The 23,606-nt window shown below is 43.0% G+C and carries 15 protein-coding genes; 12 read left to right on the plus strand and 3 right to left on the minus strand.

The features are described 5' to 3' along the window. Nucleotides 1-131 precede the first annotated feature (131 nt). The 5 genes from NYE25_RS30055 to NYE25_RS30075 all read left to right on the plus strand — a co-directional run bounded on the left by NYE25_RS30055 (nucleotide 132) and on the right by NYE25_RS30075 (nucleotide 14,227). Complete coding sequence (locus NYE25_RS30055) at nucleotides 132-3,218, plus strand: hybrid sensor histidine kinase/response regulator (protein ID WP_341147808.1); 3,087 nt, start codon at nucleotides 132-134, stop codon at nucleotides 3,216-3,218. Beyond that, the gene (locus tag NYE25_RS30060; protein ID WP_341147586.1) at nucleotides 3,215-4,327 is read left to right on the plus strand and encodes a response regulator; all 1,113 of its coding nucleotides are present in this window, start codon (nucleotides 3,215-3,217) and stop codon (nucleotides 4,325-4,327) included. The genes NYE25_RS30055 and NYE25_RS30060 overlap by 4 nt, the downstream gene beginning before the upstream one ends. A 253-nt stretch (nucleotides 4,328-4,580) precedes the next feature. Beyond that, the gene (locus NYE25_RS30065; RefSeq protein ID WP_341147587.1) at nucleotides 4,581-12,557 is read left to right on the plus strand and encodes an Ig-like domain-containing protein; all 7,977 of its coding nucleotides are present in this window, start codon (nucleotides 4,581-4,583) and stop codon (nucleotides 12,555-12,557) included. A gap of 180 nt (nucleotides 12,558-12,737) precedes the next feature. After that, nucleotides 12,738-13,229: an RNA polymerase sigma factor gene (locus tag NYE25_RS30070; RefSeq protein WP_341147588.1), complete on the plus strand. Its 492-nt coding sequence runs from the start codon at nucleotides 12,738-12,740 to the stop codon at nucleotides 13,227-13,229. Continuing rightward, the gene (locus NYE25_RS30075; RefSeq protein WP_341147589.1) at nucleotides 13,226-14,227 is read left to right on the plus strand and encodes an anti-sigma factor; all 1,002 of its coding nucleotides are present in this window, start codon (nucleotides 13,226-13,228) and stop codon (nucleotides 14,225-14,227) included. The genes NYE25_RS30070 and NYE25_RS30075 overlap by 4 nt, the downstream gene beginning before the upstream one ends. Nucleotides 14,228-14,418: 191 nt before the next feature. Here NYE25_RS30075 and NYE25_RS30080 read toward each other — a convergent pair whose 3' ends face one another. Further along, a complete protein-coding gene (locus tag NYE25_RS30080) occupies nucleotides 14,419-14,763 on the minus strand; it encodes a winged helix-turn-helix transcriptional regulator (RefSeq protein ID WP_042186450.1) in 345 nt (114 codons plus the stop codon). 174 nt (nucleotides 14,764-14,937) lie between these two features. On the opposite strand from NYE25_RS30080, the gene NYE25_RS30085 reads away from it, so the two are divergent. From NYE25_RS30085 to NYE25_RS30110, 6 genes are all read left to right on the plus strand, one after another. Next, the gene (locus NYE25_RS30085; protein WP_149645917.1) at nucleotides 14,938-15,870 is read left to right on the plus strand and encodes an aldo/keto reductase family protein; all 933 of its coding nucleotides are present in this window, start codon (nucleotides 14,938-14,940) and stop codon (nucleotides 15,868-15,870) included. A gap of 30 nt (nucleotides 15,871-15,900) precedes the next feature. Beyond that, on the plus strand, nucleotides 15,901-16,749 hold the full coding sequence (locus NYE25_RS30090; RefSeq protein WP_341147590.1) for an NAD-dependent epimerase/dehydratase family protein: 849 nt from the start codon (nucleotides 15,901-15,903) through the stop codon (nucleotides 16,747-16,749). 82 nt (nucleotides 16,750-16,831) lie between these two features. Further along, nucleotides 16,832-17,854, plus strand: coding sequence for an SDR family oxidoreductase (locus NYE25_RS30095; RefSeq protein WP_341147591.1), 1,023 nt, complete (start codon nucleotides 16,832-16,834; stop codon nucleotides 17,852-17,854). Between the two features lie 153 nt (nucleotides 17,855-18,007). Then, complete coding sequence (locus NYE25_RS30100; protein WP_076283335.1) at nucleotides 18,008-18,667, plus strand: class I SAM-dependent methyltransferase; 660 nt, start codon at nucleotides 18,008-18,010, stop codon at nucleotides 18,665-18,667. Between the two features lie 124 nt (nucleotides 18,668-18,791). Further along, a complete protein-coding gene (locus tag NYE25_RS30105) occupies nucleotides 18,792-19,814 on the plus strand; it encodes a CapA family protein (protein ID WP_445667192.1) in 1,023 nt (340 codons plus the stop codon). 540 nt (nucleotides 19,815-20,354) lie between these two features. Then, nucleotides 20,355-20,612 carry an AbrB/MazE/SpoVT family DNA-binding domain-containing protein gene (locus tag NYE25_RS30110; RefSeq protein WP_042125931.1) on the plus strand — a complete coding sequence of 86 codons (258 nt, stop codon included), beginning with the start codon at nucleotides 20,355-20,357 and terminating at the stop codon, nucleotides 20,610-20,612. A gap of 143 nt (nucleotides 20,613-20,755) precedes the next feature. Here the strand turns inward: NYE25_RS30110 and NYE25_RS30115 are convergent, their stop codons facing one another. Both NYE25_RS30115 and NYE25_RS30120 read right to left on the minus strand, forming a co-directional pair. Beyond that, entirely contained in the window at nucleotides 20,756-21,265 is a 510-nt protein-coding gene (locus NYE25_RS30115; RefSeq protein ID WP_042186461.1) for a PadR family transcriptional regulator, read from the minus strand. Nucleotides 21,266-21,361: 96 nt separating this feature from the next. After that, nucleotides 21,362-22,525: a YhgE/Pip domain-containing protein gene (locus NYE25_RS30120; RefSeq protein WP_341147592.1), complete on the minus strand. Its 1,164-nt coding sequence runs from the start codon at nucleotides 22,523-22,525 to the stop codon at nucleotides 21,362-21,364. A gap of 194 nt (nucleotides 22,526-22,719) precedes the next feature. On the opposite strand from NYE25_RS30120, the gene NYE25_RS30125 reads away from it, so the two are divergent. After that, entirely contained in the window at nucleotides 22,720-23,445 is a 726-nt protein-coding gene (locus tag NYE25_RS30125; RefSeq protein ID WP_341147593.1) for an HAD family hydrolase, read from the plus strand. Nucleotides 23,446-23,606 lie beyond the last annotated feature (161 nt).

Here is a 23,606-nt window from a genome sequence, read left to right on the forward strand (position 1 = left end):
GAGTAACGTCAGCAAACAATTACAGTGTCTGGAAGTAACTTACAGGCGGGACTTTGAGAGATTTTTGTGAGAGCAGCGGGGTAGAATGGTAGAATTACTCGCTGGTGAGAGGAGCCTGAAGGTTGAGGACGATGAAATATCGTGGAATAGTTGGGATGGGGTTGTTTTTTATCCTTGCCTTTTCCCTATTAGTAAGTATTATTTCCCCAACGATTCAGGACCAAGATACCCCGGTGGCCAAGCAGGGCGTACTGGATTTGTCGAGATGGGACTTTGAGAAACAGGGATTAGTTGATCTAGACGGAGAATGGGAGTTTTATGAAAATAAATTACTGAGTCCATCTGAGATTCAGCAAAGTATAGATAAGAAATCTACATATCTATCTGTCCCAGGCACATGGAAAGGCAAGATCATAGAAGATGGAATGGACCGTAAAGGGGCTGGCACCTATCGACTTAAAGTGTTGGTCAAAGATTCGGATGAGATTCTTGGTTTAAAAATAAGAAGTATCCGTATGTCTCAAAAGTTATTTATCAATGGGAAGCAGGAAGGAGAGGACGGGGTTCCTTCAACAGAAAGTGAGTCATTTAAGCCAGGGAATACTCCGTATACGGTATTTTTTCAGTCTAATACCCAAGAGATAGAAATTGTAATTCAAGTGTCTAACTTCAACTTTATTACTGGGGGGATCGTGAATTCAATCCCACTGGGCGTGCACAGGGATATTACAAAACTGAACAGTATTCAGACGGGTACTGACATTGGAATTATATTGATCCTGGGGATGTTTGGAGCATATCATCTCAGCTTCTATTTCGTTGGGCGTAGAGAAAAGGCCTATTTGCTCAGCGGTTTATATTTGCTTATTCTTTCTTTGAACAATTCTCTATATGGAGAGAAGATATTTCAACAGTTACTACCCCATTTCCCTTTTGAATCAACTTACAAGCTATTGGAAATAAGCCAGTTTGTCGGTTCGATTATCATTATTATGTTTTACTGCTCGGTCGAGTCCCGGTTGATGTCAAGTAAGAGGATGAAGATTGTGTTGTCTCCATTTGTCCTGTATCTTGTATCGGTTTTGGTGCTCCCTTATGGTGTACACATTCGTATGAAGTATCTATTCGTAACCTATCTTGGAATCGTTATGGTGGTAATCATAGTCAGAATGATCTATTTATATGTTCGCAGCCAGAGCCAGACGACGGATCGAAAAGAACTATTTTTGTTCATTGGTGGTGCGATTTCGCTCCTGATTTTTTTCTTAGATGTAAGTCTTTACTCTGAAAATGTTCTGCAGACCGATTTGGTGGGTAAGTGCGGAGTCATTGGTTTTATTGTTTTCTTCAATATTATGTTAGCTGTACGATTCTCAAACACTTATGATAAGACGGAAATGCTGTCCCGTCAGTTACTAATCTCGAACCAGCTTAAAGATGAATTTCTGATGAACACTTCTCATGAGATCAAAACTCCGCTGCATGGCATTATGAATATGACATCCTTTTTATTAGAAGATGGCGAAGATAATCTGTATCCATTACAGAAACAGAATCTTTGGTTAATTAAGGACACTTCTACAAAGCTGTCTATGCTCATTCAGGATTTGATTGATGTTAGTCTTTTGAAGCATGGAGAATTACGACTACAGCAGACAGTGGTTGATCTAAGGGTGGCTTCACAAATTGTATTTGATGTGTTGCAGTTTGAGCTCGCAGGGAAATCTGTGCGATTAGATAATCAGGTGGAACCCGATGTGTGGGTGCTTGCGGATGATAGTCGATTAAGACAAGTCATGTACAATTTAGTTCACAATGCGATCAAGCATACTGATAAAGGATTTATTACCATAAAGGCTTATGTAGAGGGAAATACAGTATCTGTTACGGTCGAAGATTCAGGAACTGGGATATCCCCTGATATGCATACCGCCATATTTGAATATTTTGAACAAGTCGATAAACCACTTCCGCAAGATGGTTACACAGGAATGGGTGTGGGGCTGTATATTAGCAGGAAGCTAATTGAGCGGATGGGCGGTGAGATTCGGGTGGATTGGTCTGAGGTTGGTCAAGGCACTCGAATGATTTTCACTTTGCCCAAAATCGAGCGGATCCCAGGCTACCGCGAAGTAGCAGCTACAGGGGTGGGACAGCACGCGCATTTTGAGCAGACCTCGCTTGATATTGTGGATCAGAGTGGATATACAATCCTAATTGTGGATGATGAAGCTTCTAATATCCATATTCTGCTGAACATTTTAAGACGGCATCATTACAATGTAATTACGGCGTTTTCAGCGAATGAAGCAATAGACAAAATGGAGCAATACCCAAATGTGGATCTAGTCATATTAGATGTCATGATGCCGAGTATTTCAGGAATTGAGTTGTGCCGAACGTTACGGGTGCGTTACTCCATTCTGGATTTACCTATTCTGTTTGCTACAGTAAAAGATGCGCCAACGGATATTGCACTTGGCTTCAGGGCTGGGGCGAATGATTATATTACCAAGCCATTTGATGGAGAAACGCTGATTGCGAGAATTCAAACGCTGATTGCAATGAAAACATCGATACAGGAAGCTATCCGAAATGAGTATGCCTTTCATCAAGCGCAAATTAAACCTCATTTTTTGTATAACGCACTGAGTAGTGTGATCTCTTTCTGTTATACAGATGGAGAGAAAGCCGCCTACTTGTTATCCATGTTAAGTCAGTACATTCGTTATATTCTCGACATGGACCGTTCCACTTTAGTTGTTCCTTTGTACCGGGAGTTAGAGCTAATTCAAGCCTACGTGGAGATTGAAAAAGCTCGGTTTGGAGAGCGGTTCGATTTTATTTTCAAAATGGATGAGGGTCTGCGTTCTGTAGAGATTCCTTCCTTATGTATTCAGCCGTTTGTCGAAAATGCGATCAGACATGGATTGTTTGAAAAAGAGGGGCAGGGCAGAGTCTCACTCACGGTTCAAGCAGGCGGTAACTACATGAAAGTTATCATCGAAGATGATGGTATAGGTATACCAGATGATCTGCTATATCAATTAACCGGAGATGAGCAGTTGGATGGCAGTATCGGTATCCATAACATTCGAAAGCGTATAAGCGCTATTCCCGGAGCTACTCTTACAATTCATTCCGACCTTGGGTTCGGGACCAAAGTAACAATGTATTTACCAGCAAGCCTTGGGGGCATGGAGGGAGAAACACGATGATTCGTGTAGTGATTGTTGAAGATGAGAAGCCAATTTTGAATTTGATGAAGGTACTGATCGGTCGTAATCCAGATTATACCATTAGCGGGGCCTTCTCAAATCCATTAGAGGCACTGGAGTGCATACCTGATTTACAACCGGATGTCGTGTTTATAGATGTTGAAATGCCTAAGATGAATGGTATTGAGCTGGCAAGCAGAATTCAGAAGCTGATGCATCAACCGGAAATTGTATTTACAACAGCTTACAAGAATTATGCACTGGAAGCGTTCGAGGTTAGTGCACTAGATTATATACTTAAGCCAATAACTCCCGAAGCGATCAACAGGGTTACTGAACGACTTGTTAAACGAATGAGACCTGCGGTGATCCTAGAGCCAAAGAAAACGGGGCCTATGATCCGCTGTTTTGGCGGATTTGAGGTTTGCGATTCAGAAGGTAAGCCCATTCATTTTCGAACACGTAGAGCAGAAGAATTATTTGCTTATTTCCTATGTAATGCAGGTCGTTATATCAGTAAGTGGAAAATAATGGACTTGTTATGGCCGGATATGCAGGATGAGAGAGGGGCATCCAATTTGTATAATACGATATACCTTTTGAAGAAAATGTTGAAAGAAAAGGGCTTCGGCATGGAAATCCGCAAAATGAATGATGGTTATATGCTGGAGACCGGAAATGAAAGTTATGATGCTCTTGAGTATCAAAGATTTCATTTAGAAATGGCTGAAGGAGAACATAAGACTACGCAAATGGAGCGGCTTTGTATCTTATATCAGGGGCCTCTGCTGGATGGAAAGCCTTATCTATGGAAGATATCGCTGGAGGAAGCATATTGCAAGCATTTCACAACCTGGACTCGTTTGCTAGTGGGCAGTGATTGTGCTGCTCAGGACTGGCATAAAGCCGAGCAACGATTAGAAAAGTTCATAAACTTATATCCGCTGCATGAAGAAATGAACCAGCAAATGATTGATATTTATGCCAAACTCGGAAATAAAGAAAAGATTGCACGGCTTTATGAAAAATTCGAGACGGCTTATCGTACGGAGCTGGGAATGGTTCCTTCAACAGAGTTTAAAGATTATGTAGCTGCATATCTGACCTAATATTTATATGAAAAAAGTTACAGCAGAGGGAGAAATCTCTCTGTTTTTTTCTTTTGTTCGGCATTAACCGACAATTTGTGAGAATTTGGTGAGTTGTGGTTGATATGATTTTCCTAAACATGGGAGTAACAAAATACATAGGAAAGAAGTTGAGAGTGTGCTTCGATTAGTCAGGTCCAAGAAGGCAATCAGCATTCTGTTAGTTGTATTACTGGTCAACATAAGCTCGTCCCTATTTATTAGAGGCGGAGAAATGGTTTACGCTGACTCTGCGGATATGGATACGACATCGGTATTTCAGAAGGCATATGTTACAAGTTTTATGAGTGGTGTAGTGGATGTAATAGATTTAACGAATTTATCGGTGGAAAAGGCGAAGATCAAGGTGGGAAATCAGCCGAATAGCGCCGCCATTAATCCGAATAAGACCCAGGTCTTTGTAACTAACAGAGCGGATGGGACTGTTTCTGTTATAGATCCATCCACTGACACTGTGATTTCAACCATTGCAGTGGGGACGTGGCCTCATGGCGTTGCATTTAACTCAGACGGCAGTAAAGCCTATGTGGCCAATTACTCCAGTAACTCTGTTTCAGTGATCAATACAGCTACGCTTTCAGTGATACGTACAATATCTGTAAGTGATAATCCAGTAGCAATGGTGGTGATTGGAGATCGTCTGTATTTAACCCAATCCGGTAGAAGTGAGGTCTCTGTACTGGATGTTAAGAGCGACACTGTGATTTCTAAAATTCCGGTATCTTCGTCACCCTATGGCCTTTCAGTTAATCCCGCGGGCTCCAAGATCTACGTAGCAACAATTACGAATAAATCTGTAGATGTGATTGATACAGTAACAAATAAAGTGGAGGCTACCATTCCTGTTGGTAATGGTTCTTTCGCAACAGAAGTTAGTCCGGATGGGAGTAAGGTTTATGTAGCTAACGCTTTAAGTAATTCGGTTACTGTTATCAATGCAATAACGAATCAGGTGGAAACAACTATGAATGTGGGTTCTACGCCATATGTAATTGGTCTCTCCAAAGATGGGAGTCAAGCATTTACGGTTAATTATGGTGCTAGCAATATGAGTGTAATAGATACAACAAAAAATACAGTAATAAAAACTATAGATCTCAGCCCAGGACCTTATATGGTAGGTACCTTCATGGTTCCTGTAGCTGTAGCTGTCAATACAGACCCCGGGAATAGTGGTGGTCCAGAGGATAAAGAAGCGCCGATAGTATCGACATATGCCCCTGAGAAAAATGCGCAGAATGTGAAGGTCGATGCAGATCTTACGTTGACTTTTAATGAGGGTGTAAAGACCGTTTCCGGTAAAAGCATATCGATTTGGAAACCGCAAGTCACTTCTAATGCTGGTGGTTCCGAATATCCAGAACTGCTTGCAAGCTCAACCAAAGTAGAGACGATCGCCGCTGATGATACAAGTAAAGTAACGATTTCGAACAATATTGTAAAGATCAACCCAGCTGCTGACCTAGATTATAAAACGAATTATTTCGTAAAGGTTGACCCGGCTGCGTTTAAGGATTCAGCAGGTAATCTTTATGAGGGATTGTATGGAGAGATAGAGATTCTTGATGGCCAAGTTCATGTGCGGGATGGCTTCACGGCTGCAGAGGTATGGGATTTCAAAACAGGCTCCGGTAGTGATACCACTGCACCTATAGTAACAGAGTTCTCTCCTGCGAAGAAAGAATTGAATGTAGCAACAGATGCTAATTTGACTCTAACTTTTAGTGAAAATGTACATGCGGGTAGGGGGGAATTTATAAGGATTATGGTACCGGGAACAATGTTCTCGGATGGATCATCTAACAATTATACAGAGGCTGTCGAGTTCGAACGGATTTCCACGAGTGATACTACAAAAGTGACGATTTCAGGCAATAAGGTTACGATCAATCCAGCAAAAAACATGGCAAACAATAAATATTATTATGTGACCATGGATAGTGGAGCTTTCCAAGATACCTTCAATAATGATTATGTTGGGATGGTCACTTCGGTACAGTATATTAATAATGTACTAATGGAGATTGGCACAGCTCCGTGGTATTTCAAAACCGGAGCTCCAGCGGATACACTCGCGCCAACGGTAGTGGGATTGACTCCTGCGAATGATACCAAGGATGTTCCAGTGAATACCAACCTCGTATTGGCATTCAGCGAAAATGTCAAGGTGACTGGTAAAACGATCAAGATTCTTAACAAGACAGACGACAGTGTTATAGAGACGATAACAGCAAGTGATCCTACGAAAGTTACGGTATCTGGAGACAAAATAACGATTAAGCCTGCTACAGATTTGGCGTATGGTACTGAATACTACGTGCAGATTGAAGCTGGAGCCGTTCAAGATATCGCAGGTAATAGCTATGCGGGTATCACTGACAAGACGAAATGGAACTTCACAACAGTGGCGCCAGATGAAACTGCTCCAACAGTGACCTCTCTGGCACCTGCTATTAATGCAACAAAAGTACCTCTGAACACGGAACTCACTGTCAAGTTCAGCGAGAAAGTAAAGGCATTAGTGGGGGAAGAAAAATATATTAGAATCATGTCACCGGGTAGTGCTTTTTATTCTGAAGATTATTATGAATCTCATCCCCCTGAAGAGGTAGAATTGATTGCTATTGATGATACTAATAAAGTAACAATCACAGGGAACGTAGTAACGATTAAACAGACCAAATTGGATTATGGTCGAGAATACTATGTAACCATTGATCAAGGTGCTTTGGTAGATATAGCAGGAAACAGCTATGAAGGTCTATACGGTTTTGCGGAATATAGACATTTCTCAGGGTCACCTGCGGTAGGTAAGGAAGTAGCAGAAAATACATGGATCTTTGAAATGGTAGCTAGACCGGACACTACACCGCCATTAATAAAGACGTTTACGCCTGTCAATAACGCGTCAGAGGTTGCGGTCGATACGAACCTTGGGTTGACGTTTAGTGAGAAGGTAGTTCCAGTTGCAGGCAAAAACATCTCGATTCGGAAAACGTCCGATGATAGTGTGGTTGAAACTATCACAGCTAACGATACGACTAAGATAACGTTATTGGATGGGAAAGCAACTCTTAAGTTGTCGTCCAGCTTGGCAGCCGGAACAGGTTATTACGTGCTGATCGAAGCGGGTGCTTTTAAAGATGAAGCTGGCAATTTGTTTACAGGCATTACTTCTAAAACAGGTTGGAGATTTACTACAGCTGCGGAAATTGCAAAAGGACCTACTGTAATATCACTATCGCCTGCTGATGAAGCATCAAATGTTGGAGTGGACTCCGATTTGAAGCTTACGTTTAGTGAAAATGTAGTAGGTGTGACAGGCAAAAAGGTTATGCTTAAAAAGGAGCTCGATAACAGTACTGTTTATGCGTTTGATATGGGCGATATAACCAGTGTTAGCGTCTCGGGCAGAACAGTGACGATCAATCCTTATTTGATGCTGTCAGATCATGATGGAAAATATATGGACTACAATACGAAATATTATGTACAGGTTGATGCCGGAGCAATAAAGGATGCGAAAGGTAACGCTTTTGCAGGGATTACGGATAAGACCACTTGGAACTTCACGACAGGATTAGCTTCAGATAAGACGGATCTTACGGCTACAGCATATTCGCCGGTAAAAGGGGCTACGAATGTAGCAGCGGATACAAGTTTGAAGCTGACATTCAATTCAGCTGTTCAAGATGTGTGGGGTAAAAAAATTGAAATTCGCAAGAAATCTGATGATAGTGTTGTCTACAGCTTCGAAACAGGTGCTATGGGCGTCAATGTATTGGGTAACACCGTAACGTTTAATCCAATGATTGTAACGCCTGGCAACGGTGTGAAAGTGGGCTATCTACAACCAAGTACAGAATATTATGTCCTTGTTGCAGCTGGGGCGTTTAAGGATGCTGCCGATAACAAGTACGCTGGAATTACGGATAAAGCAGCTTGGACGTTTACGACTGAACCAGATACGGATGGGGACGGTATCCCAGATAGCTTAGATCCATTCCCAACCGACCCGACAAAGCCGGGTAACGGAGGCGGCGAACTGGATACAGATGGAGATGGTATTCCAGATAGTCTAGATCCAGATGATGATAACGACGGTCTAACCGATGAGCAGGAGATCGTGCTCGGTACAGATCCGAAGAAGGCAGATACGGATGGCGACGGAATTAACGATAAGGATGATCCGTTCCCGACGGATGCAACGAAACCGGGAAAAGTCGGTGATGAGCTGGATACGGATGGCGATGGCATTCCGGACAGCCTAGATCCAGATGATGATAATGATGGCCTGAGCGATGAAGAGGAACTCATTAACGGAACTAATCCGAAGCATCCAGATACAGATCATGATGGAATCAATGATAAGGATGATCCGTTCCCAACAGATCCGACGAAGCCAGGTAACGGTGGTCAACTGGATACAGACGGTGATGGTATTCCAGACAGTCTAGATCCAGATGATGATAACGACGGTCTAACCGATGAGCAGGAGATCGTGCTTGGAACAAATCCGAAAAAGGCGGATACAGACGGCGATGGAATCAACGATAAGGATGATCCATTCCCGACGGATGCAACGAAACCGGGAAAAGTCGGTGATGAGCTGGATACGGATGGCGATGGCATTCCGGACAGCCTAGATCCAGATGATGATAATGATGGCCTGAGAGATGAAGAGGAACTCATTAACGGAACTAATCCGAAGCATCCAGATACAGATCATGACGGAATCAATGATAAGGATGATCCATTCCCAACCGACCCGACAAAGCCGGGTAACGGAGGCGGCGAACTGGATACAGATGGAGATGGTATTCCAGATAGTCTAGATCCAGATGATGATAACGACGGTCTAACCGATGAGCAGGAGATCGTGCTCGGTACAGATCCGAAGAAGGCAGATACGGATGGCGACGGAATTAACGATAAGGATGATCCGTTCCCGACGGATGCAACGAAACCGGGAAAAGTCGGTGATGAGCTGGATACGGATGGCGATGGCATTCCGGACAGCCTAGATCCAGATGATGATAATGATGGCCTGAGCGATGAAGAGGAACTCATTAACGGAACTAATCCGAAGCATCCAGATACAGATCATGATGGAATCAATGATAAGGATGATCCGTTCCCAACCGACCCGACAAAGCCGGGTAACGGAGGCGGCGAACTGGATACAGATGGAGATGGTATTCCAGATAGTCTAGATCTAGATGATGATAACGACGGTCTAACCGATGAGCAGGAGATCGTGCTCGGTACAGATCCGAAGAAGGCAGATACGGATGGCGACGGAATTAACGATAAGGATGATCCGTTCCCGACGGATGCAACGAAACCGGGAAAAGTCGGTGATGAGCTGGATACGGATGGCGATGGCATTCCGGACAGCCTAGATCCAGATGATGATAATGATGGCCTGAGCGATGAAGAGGAACTCATTAACGGAACTAATCCGAAGCATCCAGATACAGATCATGATGGAATCAATGATAAGGATGATCCGTTCCCAACAGATCCGACGAAGCCAGGTAACGGTGGTCAACTGGATACAGACGGTGATGGTATTCCAGACAGTCTAGATCCAGATGATGATAACGACGGTCTAACCGATGAGCAGGAGATCGTGCTTGGAACAAATCCGAAAAAGGCGGATACAGACGGCGATGGAATCAATGATAAGGATGATCCATTCCCGACGGATGCAACGAAACCGGGAAAAGTCGGTGATGAGTTGGATACGGATGGCGATGGCATTCCGGACAGCCTAGATCCAGATGATGATAATGATGGCCTGAGCGATGAACAGGAACTCATTAATGGAACTAATCCGAAGCATCCAGATACAGATCATGACGGAATCAATGATAAGGATGATCCGTTCCCAACAGATGCAGCGAAACCAGGGACAGTAAATGGTGAGTTGGATACGGATGGCGACGGAATTCCAGACAGCCTAGATCCAGATGATGATAACGATGGCATTCCGGATACAGAAGAACTCATTAACGGCACCAATCCGAAGCATCCAGATACAGATCACGATGGAATCAATGATAAGGACGATCCGTTCCCAACGGATGCCACGAAGCCATCCTTAAGTCATCTAATAAATGATTACAATAAGTTGGATATTATCTATGGTGCAGGGGATCATGCGAAACATGTGACCAAAACGTTATATTTGACTGAAAAAGGTGCTTCTGGAAATACATCAATCACTTGGGAATCAAGTAAACCGGATGTCGTTAGTGCAACAGGTAAAGTAGTTCAGCCTGGACCTGATGAAAGGGATATCGAAGTCACTTTAACTGGAACGATTCTTGACAAAGAGACTGGTGAAAAGCGTACAAAGACATTTAAAGTGACCATTGTCAGAATGTCAGATGAGGATGCTGTTAGAGATGCTGCTAAAGCATTAGGGGTAGATAAGGCTTTTAAATTCTCGGATGGAGATACATGGGAGTCAGTTACAAATGAATTCTTGTTGCTTGGTACAGGAAAACATGGAACGAAGATTACATGGACCTCGACCAATATCGATGTTCTTAAGCTATCCAGCAAAGATGGTGAGGAACATGGTACCGTGAACAGACCAGAAGTTGGTGATAAGAATGTAATTGTTACCGCTACGATTTCTAAGGGTACCGCCAACATCACAAAGAGTTTCCTTCTGGTTGTTACTAACAAGAACATAGTGAAGGAAAAAGAAAATACACGCCAAGAGAGCGGAAGAACGGCTGATGTAAAGGCAAACGCAAATGACATGATTCACACGGAGAGTCTGAACATACTCAGAACAACACTCAGCAATCAGGTTAAGATTGATACTGTTATCGTTGATCCGTCAAAAGTGGAAAGTCTGACGAATTCTTTTAATCCTCAGGATGGAGATATTAACAACCGGACGCTAACTGTTGAAATTAAGCAGCAAGCAGATGATAAGGCAGATGAGATTGCCATAGAGATTCCAGCTGCAGCTGTTTCAGCACTGGCTGACAGAAATGCGGGTATGAATATCTTTACCGATGAAGGTTCTGTAAAGTTGAGTCAGGAAGCTTTAAAAGACGCAGCAGCTAAGGGTACAGATCTTTATTTCCGAATTGTACCGATTAAGAACGCACAAGAGGATAGTGAGGCTAAAAAAGCAGCGAATACTGACCCTAAGGTTACTTTAGCCGCTGCTGGGAATCAGATTAACTTACTGGGTCTTCCAAGAAAGATTGAAACAAACTTTGGTGGATTTACCACAAAGGTTGTTCTCCCATTAAGTGGAATTACCATTCCAACTGAGAATAGACAAGCTTTCCTAGACGCTTTAAAGGTGTTCATCGAACATACGGATGGCACGACAGAGTTGGTAGCAGGAACTATTCAATATGAGAACGGCGTAGCAAAAGGGATCCAATTTGAGATTTCGAAGTTCAGTCGTTTTCAAATCGTCAGTTTCTCCGCTCAGCCGAATAAAGAGAATAATTCGGAAGGAACGAACACGTCCGGTGGCACTACAATCACTAATCCTACTAAAAATAGTGGCACGGACAAGGAACAGCCTAACAATCCAAATGTAGTCCATGAATCGCATAAAGGATATATTTTAGGCTATGCGGATGGCAGCTTCAACCCGGAACGAATGATTACCCGTGCGGAAATGGCAACGATTTTGGCACGGTTATGGGGTAAGAATGAAGCACAAGTTCCCTCATCTTATAAAGATGTAGATACAACTTATTGGGCTTTGCAGTCTATTAGTATAGTTACAGCACAAGGATTAATGAAGGGGTATGAAGATGGCAGCTTTAAGCCGAATCAGCTAATTACTCGTGCAGAAATGGCTATCATTGTAGAGCGCTTGCTGGATAATGCACAAAGTGGGACCGGCAGCTTTAAAGACATTAATAGTGGACATTGGGCAAAAAATGCGATTGATGGGGCCAAAGCAGCTGGTATTATCAACGGATATTTGGATGGAACATTCCGTCCGAATCAGACATTAACTCGTGCAGAAGCCGTTGTGATGATTAACAGACTTTTGGGCAGAGGACCATTGCATGGAGCACAGCAGAAGTGGAAAGACGTCAGCGATAAACACTGGGCGTACGGACACATTCAGGAAGCTAGTATGAACCATTCCTTTGAGAGACAGCAAATTGGTGGAGAGCAATACATTCCTGAGGTAAAATAAATGAATCTTTTATAAGTGAATAAATATTTTTTAAAAAGAGAACCCCCTTACGCTATACGGTATCTATATACTGTTAGCGGTAAGGGGATTTTTTTGTGTAACTTTTCTTTTATAAGTTTTTTCTACTATCAGCTAACATTTGGAGAACTTAACCGTTATACATACGAAGGGAGGTGCAGGATGAAGCCCGGGCAGCTACACCAGATACTTCAACCGAAAATGTTAGAAATCCAAAAATACTTGATTCGTCTCGGGGCACCTGCAGCCGATGCTGAAGATATTGTACAGGATACGGTGTATAAGGCGCTTTTGTATATCGATTCCATTGATGAGAACAAATTCAGTGCATGGCTATATAAAGTGGCGATTAATCGTTATTATGATCTGTGCCGCCGCAGCAAGCGGATAGTCATTCCTATTGATTATGTGGATGTGCCTGATATGGAACTGCCGGAGGATCATGTGCTGTTAAAAGAGAAACGAGAGGACATCGAACGTATACTAGATGAGCTTCTTCCTCTCCACAAACAGCTCATTATTATGAAGTACGAGCTGGAGCTGTCCTATCAGGAGATAGCTGAGCTCCTTGGGATCACAACGGATACGGTCAAATCGGCATTGTTTCGTGCCCGCAAGCAATTTCAAAAAAAATACAGAGGTGAAGCGGAATGACGGCTCCATGGGAACAAAAGGATGATCAAAACCTTTCAAAAATAATTAAGAAAGCAAAACGAAAAACAATGATCCGTAATACGGTCATTTCTCTGATCGTGACCATTATTGTATTGCTTAGCGGCATGCTCGGTATCACTCAACTGACAAGCTGGTTAGCGATGCGTGGTCTGGATGAGGAGAGGATTATGATGGGAATTAGCAGTCCTAATCTTCATGAGCTGAGAACTGAGCTGGATTTAGGCTTTTTATCGGGCAAAGTTGAATTGAATACGTACAAGGTTGTTGAGGGTGTACCTGTCGTGTGGGATACTAAAAAGCTGGAATTCAGTATGAGCAGCCGTTTTTCTCTACTTTACAGGGGATACTCTAGTATTAATGTTCCTGATCCAATAATGACAAGCCAAAATTATGAATATTACCGAGGATATAACAGTCAAAATGGACAGCGGGAAATGATGTTCTATGTACCTGGGGTGAATTATAACGGAAAGGTGTTGAATGACCTACCTGCACTTGAACAAATGGAACCTGGTAAGTTGGTAGAAATGGCAGTTTCATTTGATAAAAGCTATACACAAGCAGAAGTAGAGAAGATGCTGCCAACAGAGCTGACACAGAAGTGGTATTGGGTAGATACGTATGACAATAAAAAGAAGCTTGAGTTTATTACGAATGACAGCAGCCCGAATAAATATGCATTACCGGAATCAGCGAGACAAGTATACGGTTACGGTGTCAATTGGGAAGGGGTATTTAAACCGAAACCAGAAGATTTTTTACAATCACTAGCATATGGGCTTCAGAAAGAGGGCAAGTATTACGGAGAATTTGAGCGAATCTCGAACTATTTGAAAAAGGATAAAGCGGCACCGGATGCCAGTGACGTAAAGCTATTGGGAGTTGTTGTTACAGGCACTGCTAAGGAGCTGCAAAGCCTTAGAGGAAAACCGTATGTAAATACGGCAGTACTCGGCGCGGTTGTGGATAAATATTAAGCTTATAGAAAAAATACTGAAGAGGTTGTCACATAAGTGTTTAACAGAGCAGCGATTCTCCTGTTATTGGAGGATCGCTGCTCTGCGTTGCCCAAGCATTCTGAGTCTATCATAACTAATTACTCTTTAGCGTACAACGCATATATACCATGGGTAAAGTAAGAATAAGTTCGCAACCTACCCTATCAAACCTACGTCCATTTGGCCGACCACAGCTTCATTTCCTTCAAAATTTGATGCAAATCCTCACCTTTTGGAGTTAAAGAATATTCCACTGTCACCGGTACGGTAGGAAACACATGGCGTTCTAGTACACCGTGTTCCTCTAAATGGCGAAGAGTACTAGTCAAAGCACGAGGGCTGACATTAGTAATTTTTCGCTGAAGCGCTCCAAAGCGTTGGGTACCGTCGAATAACTCTCTTAGTACGAGAAAAGCCCATTTTCCGCCCAATACTTCAAGTGTTTTTTCTACATTACATTCAATAGTAAGTGGGGTTTTAGGGATATAATTATTGCTAGATTTAGCTGTTGTCAAGGAATCTCCTCCTGTTTTGGTGCCACTATACTCTTGTATAGTAACTACTCTAGAGATCATATAGTAAACTAAATTTCACTTCTTCCTATTATATACAAACTATTCTAGAATGAATATGTGCGTTAGGCAAACTGCCGAAATCATAACACGGAACTATGGAAAGGAGCAGTTATTATGAAATATCGTAGATTAGGTGGAACAGGCCTAAAAGTTAGCGAGATTAGTCTGGGAAGCTGGCTGACATACGGAGGCTATGTAGAAAGAGATAATGCTGTTAAAGCCATTGAAACCGCTTACGACCTAGGCGTTAATTTTTTTGATACGGCAAATGTTTACGAAAAGGGTGCTGCTGAGAAAGTGCTAGGCGAGACCTTGCGTAACTATCCGAGAGAATCCTATGTGCTGGCCACTAAAGTATTTGGCGAAATGGGGACGGGGCCTAACGATCGTGGTTTATCCCGCAAGCATATTACGGAACAATGTCACGCAAGCTTGCAGCGTCTCGGCGTAGAATACGTGGATATTATGTATTGCCATCGTTTCGATACGGAAACTCCAATTGAAGAGACCTTACGTGCGCTGGATGATCTGGTTCGTCAAGGTAAGGTATATTATGTCGGTGTAAGTGAGTGGACTGCGGCGCAAATGACAGATGCGTTAGCTGTAGCAGACCGCTATTTACTGGATCATATCGTGGTTAACCAACCAATTTATAATATGTTCGAACGTTATATTGAGAAAGAAATTATTCCGCTAGGCGAGCGACGTGGCATTGGACAGGTTGTTTTTTCTCCACTGGCTCAAGGGCTGTTAACTGGTAAGTATAACGCGGACATCCCTGAAGATAGCCGTGCGGCTAAGCTGGATCGGTTGAAAAAGGCGATTACAGAAGAGAAGATTGAAAAGGTTCGCCAACTAAGCGGGGTAGCTGCGGAGCTGAATATTTCTGTGGGAAATTTGGCTTTGGCTTGGATTCTGCGTCAGCCTAATGTAGCAAGTGCGCTAGTGGGTGCCAGTCGTCCGCAGCAGGTAGAAGAGAATGTTAAGGCTTCGGGAATAGAACTTTCCGAGGATATTTTGAAGAAAATAGAAGAGATTCTTAACTAGAGATAGATTCATAAAAAAGGAGATATGATCATGGCGAAAGTAGTTGTTACTGGCGGAAGCGGGATGCTCGGCAGATGGGTGGTCCGGCATTTTGTTGAGCAAGGGTATGAGGTTGTGAATGTGGATACGCAAAAATCTCCAGATTCCTTGTGCCAAACGATCATTGCTGATTTGAATAATTTAGGTGAAGTGTACGGCGTACTAGCAGGCGCTGATGCAGTTGTGCATCTGGCTGCGATCCCAGCCGCAAATATAAAGACGAGTGAAGTCACCTTTCAAAATAATGTAGTATCCACCTATAACATTCTGGAGGCTGCTGCTGGACTAGGCATTCGCAAAGTAGTTATTGCTTCCAGTGAATCCTCTTACGGCATCTGTTTTGCGGTTAACCCGTTGGGACCCCAGTATGTACCGATGGATGAAGATCATCCACAACTTCCTGAAGACAGCTACGGTCTATCTAAAGTTGTGAATGAAAAGACAGCAGAGATGTTCCAGCGCAGAACGGGTATACAAGTCGTTTCCCTAAGAATCGGAAATGTCATTGACCCATCGACGTATGAACGTTTCCCTTCCTTCATTCATGATCCCGCGCAGCGTGATCGGATTCTGTGGAGTTATATTGATACACGGGATGTAGCGACAGCTTGCCAATTGGCGATTGAAACGGACGGATTGGGCGCAGTTGCTCTTAATATATGCGCAAATGAGACCAGTATGGCTGTTCCTAGCAGAGAGTTAATGGCCGCACGTTATCCAGAGGTGACGGATTTCCGCCAGCCGCTGGAAGGCCATGAGTCGTTACTCAGCAATGCGAAGGCGAAGAAGCTGCTGAATTGGCAGCCAAAGCACTTATGGCGAGATTACGTTAACGAATAAATGACGAGCCAGGTTTACTTTTACTATAAATGAGAGTTCAAAAAGTACGTTTTTTGAACATCCTCTATAAGGAGCGTGTGAAATGAAGGTATTATTTATCGGAGGTACGGGACTGATTAGTCAGGCTGTATCCCCGCTCGCCGTAGAACAAGGAATAGAGCTGTATTTGTTCAACAGAGGACAAAGAGGCGAATTCGTTCCGGATGGGGCGAAGGTGATTCAAGGTGACATTCGTAATCCGGCGGAGGCTGCCGAAGTATTGCGAGATTATGAATTTGACGTAGTGGTAGACTGGATCGCTTTTACACCGGAACATGTGCAGACAGATATTGACCTGTTTACAGGTAAAACGAAGCAGTACATTTTTATCAGCTCGGCCTCGGCTTATCAGAAGCCACAGCGTAATTATATAATCACAGAAGAGACACCCCTGGAGAATCCTTATTGGGAATACTCGAGAAATAAAATTGCTTGTGAGCAGCTATTGATGGAAGCACACAAGAGCAGCGGATTCCCGGTTACGATTGTTCGTCCTTCCCATACTTACGGAAATACAGCCATCCCTGCGGCACTCACGAGCGGACAGCATCCTTGGTCCTTGATTGATCGTATCCGTCGTGGCTTGCCTTTAGTCATCCATGGAGATGGAACATCTTTGTGGACACTGACGCATAACTCAGATTTTGCCAAAGGGTTCGTCGGATTGCTTGGGCATCCGGAAGCGATTGGGGAGGCCATTCATATTACTTCTGATGAGGTGTTGAACTGGAATCAGATCTATGCGGCCATTGGGCAAGCGGCAGGTGTGGAGCCGAAAGTGGTTCATATCTCAACAGACTTTATCACAGCCTTCTCCCCTCCAGGGACGGCGGATGGCTTGATCGGCGATCAAGCGGTCAGCAGTGTTTTTGACAATCGTAAAATCAAACGTCTCGTGCCTGACTTCCAGGCTGCCGTTCCTTTCTCTGAAGGGATAAAGCAGTCAATTGCTTGGTTCGAGGCTCATCCAGATCAATGCACGGTTGATGCGGAATGGTCTGCTTTACTAGATCATTTGATCGAGAAACATGGAGTTGAGGCCAAGCCTCTATCCTTTTACTCATAAGGTTTGTACGGATAATATTTAAAGATGGTCTGTTCCTAAGGGAGCAGCCGTTTTTTTTGGGTTTGTCTCGCTCAATGTAAGGTTATGGAATGAATCAGCAAATCATGAATATACTCTCACTACCTTAAATTCCGTTAAAAAGGAGTCCTGGCCATGCCAACACATCCCTTTGTCTCGCGTTTTTTTGTAAACTCAGATGCAAGCCGTGAGAAGTTAATTTATGATTTGCCAGAATCCTGGTGGAGCCGTCCCTTTGAATATGAGTGGTGTATTAACTTTATTTCACCACATGGTGTGGTGCTGGATGCTGCTTGTGGAATTCCTCATCCCTTGAAATTTTATTTAGCTGGGGTATGTGCAGAGGTTTATGCTTGCGATATGGACAGCAGGGTTATTTACCGGGAGGACATCCTAGATGCGATTACTGATGAGATCGGGGAAAAAGCGGCAAAGCAGGTTATAGCTAGAAGAACTAACAACTTGCATCTTGCTCAGGCCAATCTTGCGGCTCTTCCATATGAGGATGAGAGCTTTGACACTATTTTTTGCATATCAGTGCTGGAGCATTTGACCTTAGAGGATACGGTGGGCACTTTACGGGAATTTCACCGAACGTTGAATGAAGAGGGGCTGCTCGTGCTAACGTTTGATTACCCGACGGTAAACTTAAATCTTATGAATGATTTGCTGCTGCAGGCTGGTTTTCAATATTGGGGGGAGACGGATTTTGAGTTGCCTGCAGATGCTGTGTCCACAGATTTGTGGGGTGGGTTACAATGCTTCCGGGCTGTTTTGAAAAAATCAAAGGCATAACAGGTCTTCTTACCCTTAAATTAATAATCTATTTCCAGTAAGCTAGAATAATAGCTAATATAGATTCCATAATGAGGATAGGAGGCTGTATTTTTTGAGATTAGGGTCGAATGTACTGCGCAGCATGCTACTTACTACACTTCTATTATCACTGATCCTCCCTTCTACGATTGCATCTAGTGCAGCTTCGCCATCTTCAGAACCTATCAGACTTGCTTTTGCTGGTGATATTCTCTTGGACGGTTTTGTGGGTGATCAGATCGCGAAATACGGAGTGAACTTTCCGTTTGTAAAAGTCGCACCTACCTTGCAAAAGGCAGATATCGCCTTCGCGAATCTGGAAACGCCAGTGTCTATTCGAGGGAAGGCAGCAGAGAAAACCTTTGCCTTTAGGTCCAAACCAGCAGTGCTTAGTGGCTTAACCTATGCTGGGATTGACGGCGTATCTTTGGCTAATAATCACATTTTAGATTTCGGAACAGACGCTATGCTTGATACACTGGTGCATCTGGATCGAAACAAGATTGGCCATACAGGAGCAGGCAAAGATGTAGAGGAAGCGTTCAAACCGTATACAAGGACGGTAAAGGGGAAGAAGATCGCTATCTTAGGTGTAAGTCGAGTGCTTTCAGGGCCTTCTTGGTATGCCGGCAACAATAAACCGGGAGCTGCCTCAGCGTACACCTCGCAGCCTATGCTTACGGCTATTCAGAAGATGTCTAAGGAGAATGATTACACGATTGTGTACATTCACTGGAATGAAGAGTTTAAGGATTACCCTGAACAATACGCCCGCACGCTAGCCAAACAGATGATTGATAGTGGTGCAGATATCATACTCGGCGCACACAGCCATTGCCTGATGGGCATCGAATACTACAAAAATAAACCGATCTATTATTCACTTGGAAACTTTGTGTTTAATCGTTCAACACGTGGTGGGGAAAAAACCCTTCACTCGATGCTAGTGAATTTTGAGATTAATGATGCCCAGGTGACGAGTAAGATTACGCCAGTCAAGATTATTGGGGGACAGCCCAACTTTATGGATGATTCTTACAATAGGAAGACGATCAAGCTAATGAATAACCTTTCTTATAATGCAATTATTGATGCGAATGGCAGGGTTACGGAGAAGGTATTATAACGATAGAATAGATCGACCAGAGATCACTGGTCGGTTTTTTTTGTAATTAAATTCAATTAATTATGCTAAATTTATCCAATATTTGATCTTTCTATTAATAATATGTAATACTTATATTAAATCAGTACATAGTAGAAAGCTGGATTGTCGAAAAAAGTAGATGCATAAAGCATAAATAGTCTGTATTAATTCTACTAAACGTTTCTTTGCTCTGATATACGTCGGAGTGTTTCCAGACTTGATGTATTGGGTAAATGATGGTATCAATTGGGATACTCTGCAAGCTGATTTGTAATCGCAATGTTGGATATTTATTAATTTCAAGACGAATAAATTGGATCGCTTTACAGCATTTTGTCGAAAGTGTACATATTTTTGTCGAATAATTGTCGATAAATATCATATTTTGTAGAAATAAAATTGACAGGGAATGAATAGCACTTTAATATTAGAGTATAGCGTAATCATTACTATCACATAGAAGCCTACATAGCTTTTAGCAAAAATGATTATTAATGTGAATTTAAGGGAGGATGTACGATGATGAAAGCGACAGGCATAGTAAGAAAAGTAGATGAATTGGGACGTATCGTAATTCCTATTGAACTACGTAGAACGATGGGAATTGACATAAAAGACCCGCTCGAGATTTTTGTAGATGGAGAGAAAATTATTCTTAGAAAATACGAGCCAACTTGTATCTTCTCCGGAAGCGCAGAGAACCTCATCAATTTCAAAGGTAAAATGGTAAGCAAAGATGTTCTCGATGAGCTGATTTCTAGCTTTGACAGAGTATAATCGATAGATTACACATTTTTGCTAAAAAAGAACCGGTACAGCAAGCACAATTTGTGCATGCTGCCGGTTCTTTTTTATGATAGCACAACAAAAAAAGCAGCAAATCCCCTAGAATAATAGGAAACCTACTGCCCACATGATCCTTATTCAGACTCCAGCACACTTTGAATTTTTTTGATAAAGGCTTCATATTGCACAAGGCCCAATTCCATACACAGCTTTTGGTAAGGGGACAGTTTGCAATCTAGTTGCTTTAATTTCTGATCAAGATCATCGTACATTGCCTGCTTTTCTATCAATGCTTGCCGAAGTAGATTATCTATGTTCTCTTTATCGGTCTTATCTCCGAAATACAGATGCATAAAAAAGTCTGAACGCAGAACTTCCTTTTCTGCCGGTGTTTGCAAGTAAGCATGGAACTGATCCAAGCCGGCACGGGTAATGGTAAATACATTTTTGTCAGGTTTGCCTTCCTGCCGTATGGATTCTTTGGTGATTAGGTCCAGCTTCTCCATCTTGCTCAGGGTTGGGTAGATGGTGCCGTAGCTGGCATCAAAGAAAAAAGAAAAGTATTCCTCGAAATGCCGTTTTATCTCATAACCCGAATGAGGTTTTTCACTTAATATCCCTAGAATGACATCTTGTATATTCATGAATCGTTGTCGCTCCTCTCTTTCATCTCCTACCATATCACAACTGCATTTCGCTCTCAATTTGAAAAGGCATAACCAAGGAGGCAAACTAAATAATTACGCATTTGCTGGTACGGGCTCTTGTTCTTGTGATAACTGAGTTTCCTTGCGAATGAAGGTTAGGATAATGCTTAATCCAGCTATTGCTGCACCAATGCAGAGTAGATAGAACATATCTTTCCATATACCAGTACCTCCGATAACCAGGTCGAGCATGCCATTTACCGCGTAGTAAGCAGGTGAGAAGGGACCGATCCAGCTATAAAAAGGAGAAAGCACATCGCGAGGAATTGTTGCTCCGGAAGCTAACATTTGTATGGAGAGAAGTGCGATATTTAGCCAGGCGCCAGCGTCGCCGAGTAGCAGCAGACTGAACTGTGCAAGAATCATGCAGGAGAGAATCACAGTGAACTCGAACAGCCACATGAGCAGAAAGCCATGGCTGGAGTGGATACCGAGTGAGTTAACCATGATAGTCCCCACTAGAGAGGTTAGTACAGCCGTTGCACTCATAATGGCAAACCGGGCTGCAAGGCGATCCCATTTACCAAATTGACCCGATAAGTTGGAAGAGGCTTTTTGCAGATTCATGGCGAGTAACATAGCTCCGGTAAAGGAGGCAGTAACAATCATTAACGGAACCATAGTTTGTGCAAAATTAGTTGTGGGATTGATGACTTCAACGTTTGCGGAGATTCGGCTGCTTGCTGCACTTTTGATGATCTCTGCTTGTGCTTGCGGCAGCTTCATAGCTTCGAGGGTTTGGTTTAGTGCTGTATTACTGCTTTGAGTGTTCATGACAGCCGTGACTTTAAGGGCTACAGTCTGCATAACATTGCTAACCATTTGCGGATTAGATTCATTTATGAGGTAACGGAGTTCAGTCTTTCCGGATGGATTACTAACCGCTCCGGTGAACCCTTGTGGAATATTGATAATCATGCGGATTTCTCTATGCTCAAGGGCTTCCTTGGCAGCTTTTAGTGGAAGGTCCTGTCTGGTTACGAACTGAAGGGAATGGGTAATGCCATCGACTACAGGCTGAGCATTCGCACCATCCTCATTCACAATAGCAATGGGCAACCGATCTACCCGATCAGTTACATGATCATACCCTGTAATCCAGATTAAGCTGAAAAAGACTTGGAACAACAGTGCAGTTATAATCCCGACGATGGTAGCAGGCTGCTTGAGGAAGCGCATGATTAATGGACGTGACATGGTTATCTCTCCTTTATATTTCAACATGTTATATTACAAGTTGTAATATAACATGTTGAAATATAAACTGCAACAAGAAAAGTGGAGAGCATGGACATTCCGAAGTGATATCATATATCATAGGGCTTGTACTGGAAATTTCGTGCAGATGAATGTGCTTACCTGAAGCAAAAGAGAATGGGGAGGAACAACAGATGAGTAAAGAGGTACAAGGAACAGAACTGAACGCGGTTCACTCGGAGTTGAACAAGCCGGAAGCGATTGTTTTTGATATGGATGGAACACTGTTCCAGACTGAAAGTCTTTTATTACCTGCATATCATAAAATGTTCGATATTTTGCGGGAAGAGGGATTATACTCAGGACCAACACCGCCGGAAGAGCTTATTCTAAGCGGCTTAGGGATGCTATTGGCAGATATTTGGAAGAAGGTTATGCCTGATGCCGATGAGGCAGTGCACCGCCGTGCAGATGAGCTGCTATTGCAGCTTGAGGTCGAAGGACTTGAAGCAGGTGGGACGTTACTGTATCCTCAGGTGGTCGAAACACTGACTGCTCTAAAAGAGCGTGGAGTACGATTGTTTGTGGCTAGTAATGGGCTGGAGGAATACATTCACAGTATAGTTGTGGTGCATGAGCTTAAAGAGTTATTTGAAGGATTGTATAGTGCGGGTGGTCAAGGCACTGCTACGAAGACAGAATTGCTACGCATTTTGCTGGACAATCATGGAATCAAGAGTGCCTGGATGGTAGGCGATCGCTCGTCCGATGTGGAGGCAGGTAAGGGAAATGCTCAAACCGTCATCGGCTGTGCGTATGCAGGTTTTGGCCGTCAGGATGAGCTGAAGGGCTCCGATGTAATTATCACTTCCTTTGATGAGTTGATACACTTGTACGACAACGCATTGGTTAGCGAATAGGAATATCGCGATTTATATTTGGTAAAAGAATAAAAGGCAAACCTCATCTAAGCAGAGGGTTGCCTTTTTTAATGTTAAGGTTCTAAATGCAGATGCAGGAATAGCTCAAAGCTAAAAAGATATACATAAACAAAGGGAATGATCCGATAGATCATGGAAAG

The sequence above is a fragment of the Paenibacillus sp. FSL E2-8871 genome, assembly GCF_038000345.1.
In the GTDB taxonomy this organism is placed as follows: Bacteria; Bacillota; Bacilli; order Paenibacillales; family Paenibacillaceae; genus Paenibacillus_AQ.

Coding starts and splice junctions, on each gene's coding strand:
- NYE25_RS30065 (WP_341147587.1), top strand. CDS start 4,581: ATGGTTTACGCTGACTCTGCGGATATGGATACGACATCGGTATTTCAG.
- NYE25_RS30055 (WP_341147808.1), top strand. CDS start 132: ATGAAATATCGTGGAATAGTTGGGATGGGGTTGTTTTTTATCCTTGCC.
- NYE25_RS30120 (WP_341147592.1), bottom strand. CDS start 22,525: ATGTCACGTCCATTAATCATGCGCTTCCTCAAGCAGCCTGCTACCATC.
- NYE25_RS30110 (WP_042125931.1), top strand. CDS start 20,355: ATGATGAAAGCGACAGGCATAGTAAGAAAAGTAGATGAATTGGGACGT.
- NYE25_RS30075 (WP_341147589.1), top strand. CDS start 13,226: ATGACGGCTCCATGGGAACAAAAGGATGATCAAAACCTTTCAAAAATA.
- NYE25_RS30115 (WP_042186461.1), bottom strand. CDS start 21,265: ATGAATATACAAGATGTCATTCTAGGGATATTAAGTGAAAAACCTCAT.
- NYE25_RS30100 (WP_076283335.1), top strand. CDS start 18,008: ATGCCAACACATCCCTTTGTCTCGCGTTTTTTTGTAAACTCAGATGCA.
- NYE25_RS30060 (WP_341147586.1), top strand. CDS start 3,215: ATGATTCGTGTAGTGATTGTTGAAGATGAGAAGCCAATTTTGAATTTG.
- NYE25_RS30085 (WP_149645917.1), top strand. CDS start 14,938: ATGAAATATCGTAGATTAGGTGGAACAGGCCTAAAAGTTAGCGAGATT.
- NYE25_RS30105 (WP_445667192.1), top strand. CDS start 18,792: ATGCTACTTACTACACTTCTATTATCACTGATCCTCCCTTCTACGATT.
- NYE25_RS30095 (WP_341147591.1), top strand. CDS start 16,832: ATGAAGGTATTATTTATCGGAGGTACGGGACTGATTAGTCAGGCTGTA.
- NYE25_RS30090 (WP_341147590.1), top strand. CDS start 15,901: ATGGCGAAAGTAGTTGTTACTGGCGGAAGCGGGATGCTCGGCAGATGG.
- NYE25_RS30070 (WP_341147588.1), top strand. CDS start 12,738: ATGAAGCCCGGGCAGCTACACCAGATACTTCAACCGAAAATGTTAGAA.
- NYE25_RS30125 (WP_341147593.1), top strand. CDS start 22,720: ATGAGTAAAGAGGTACAAGGAACAGAACTGAACGCGGTTCACTCGGAG.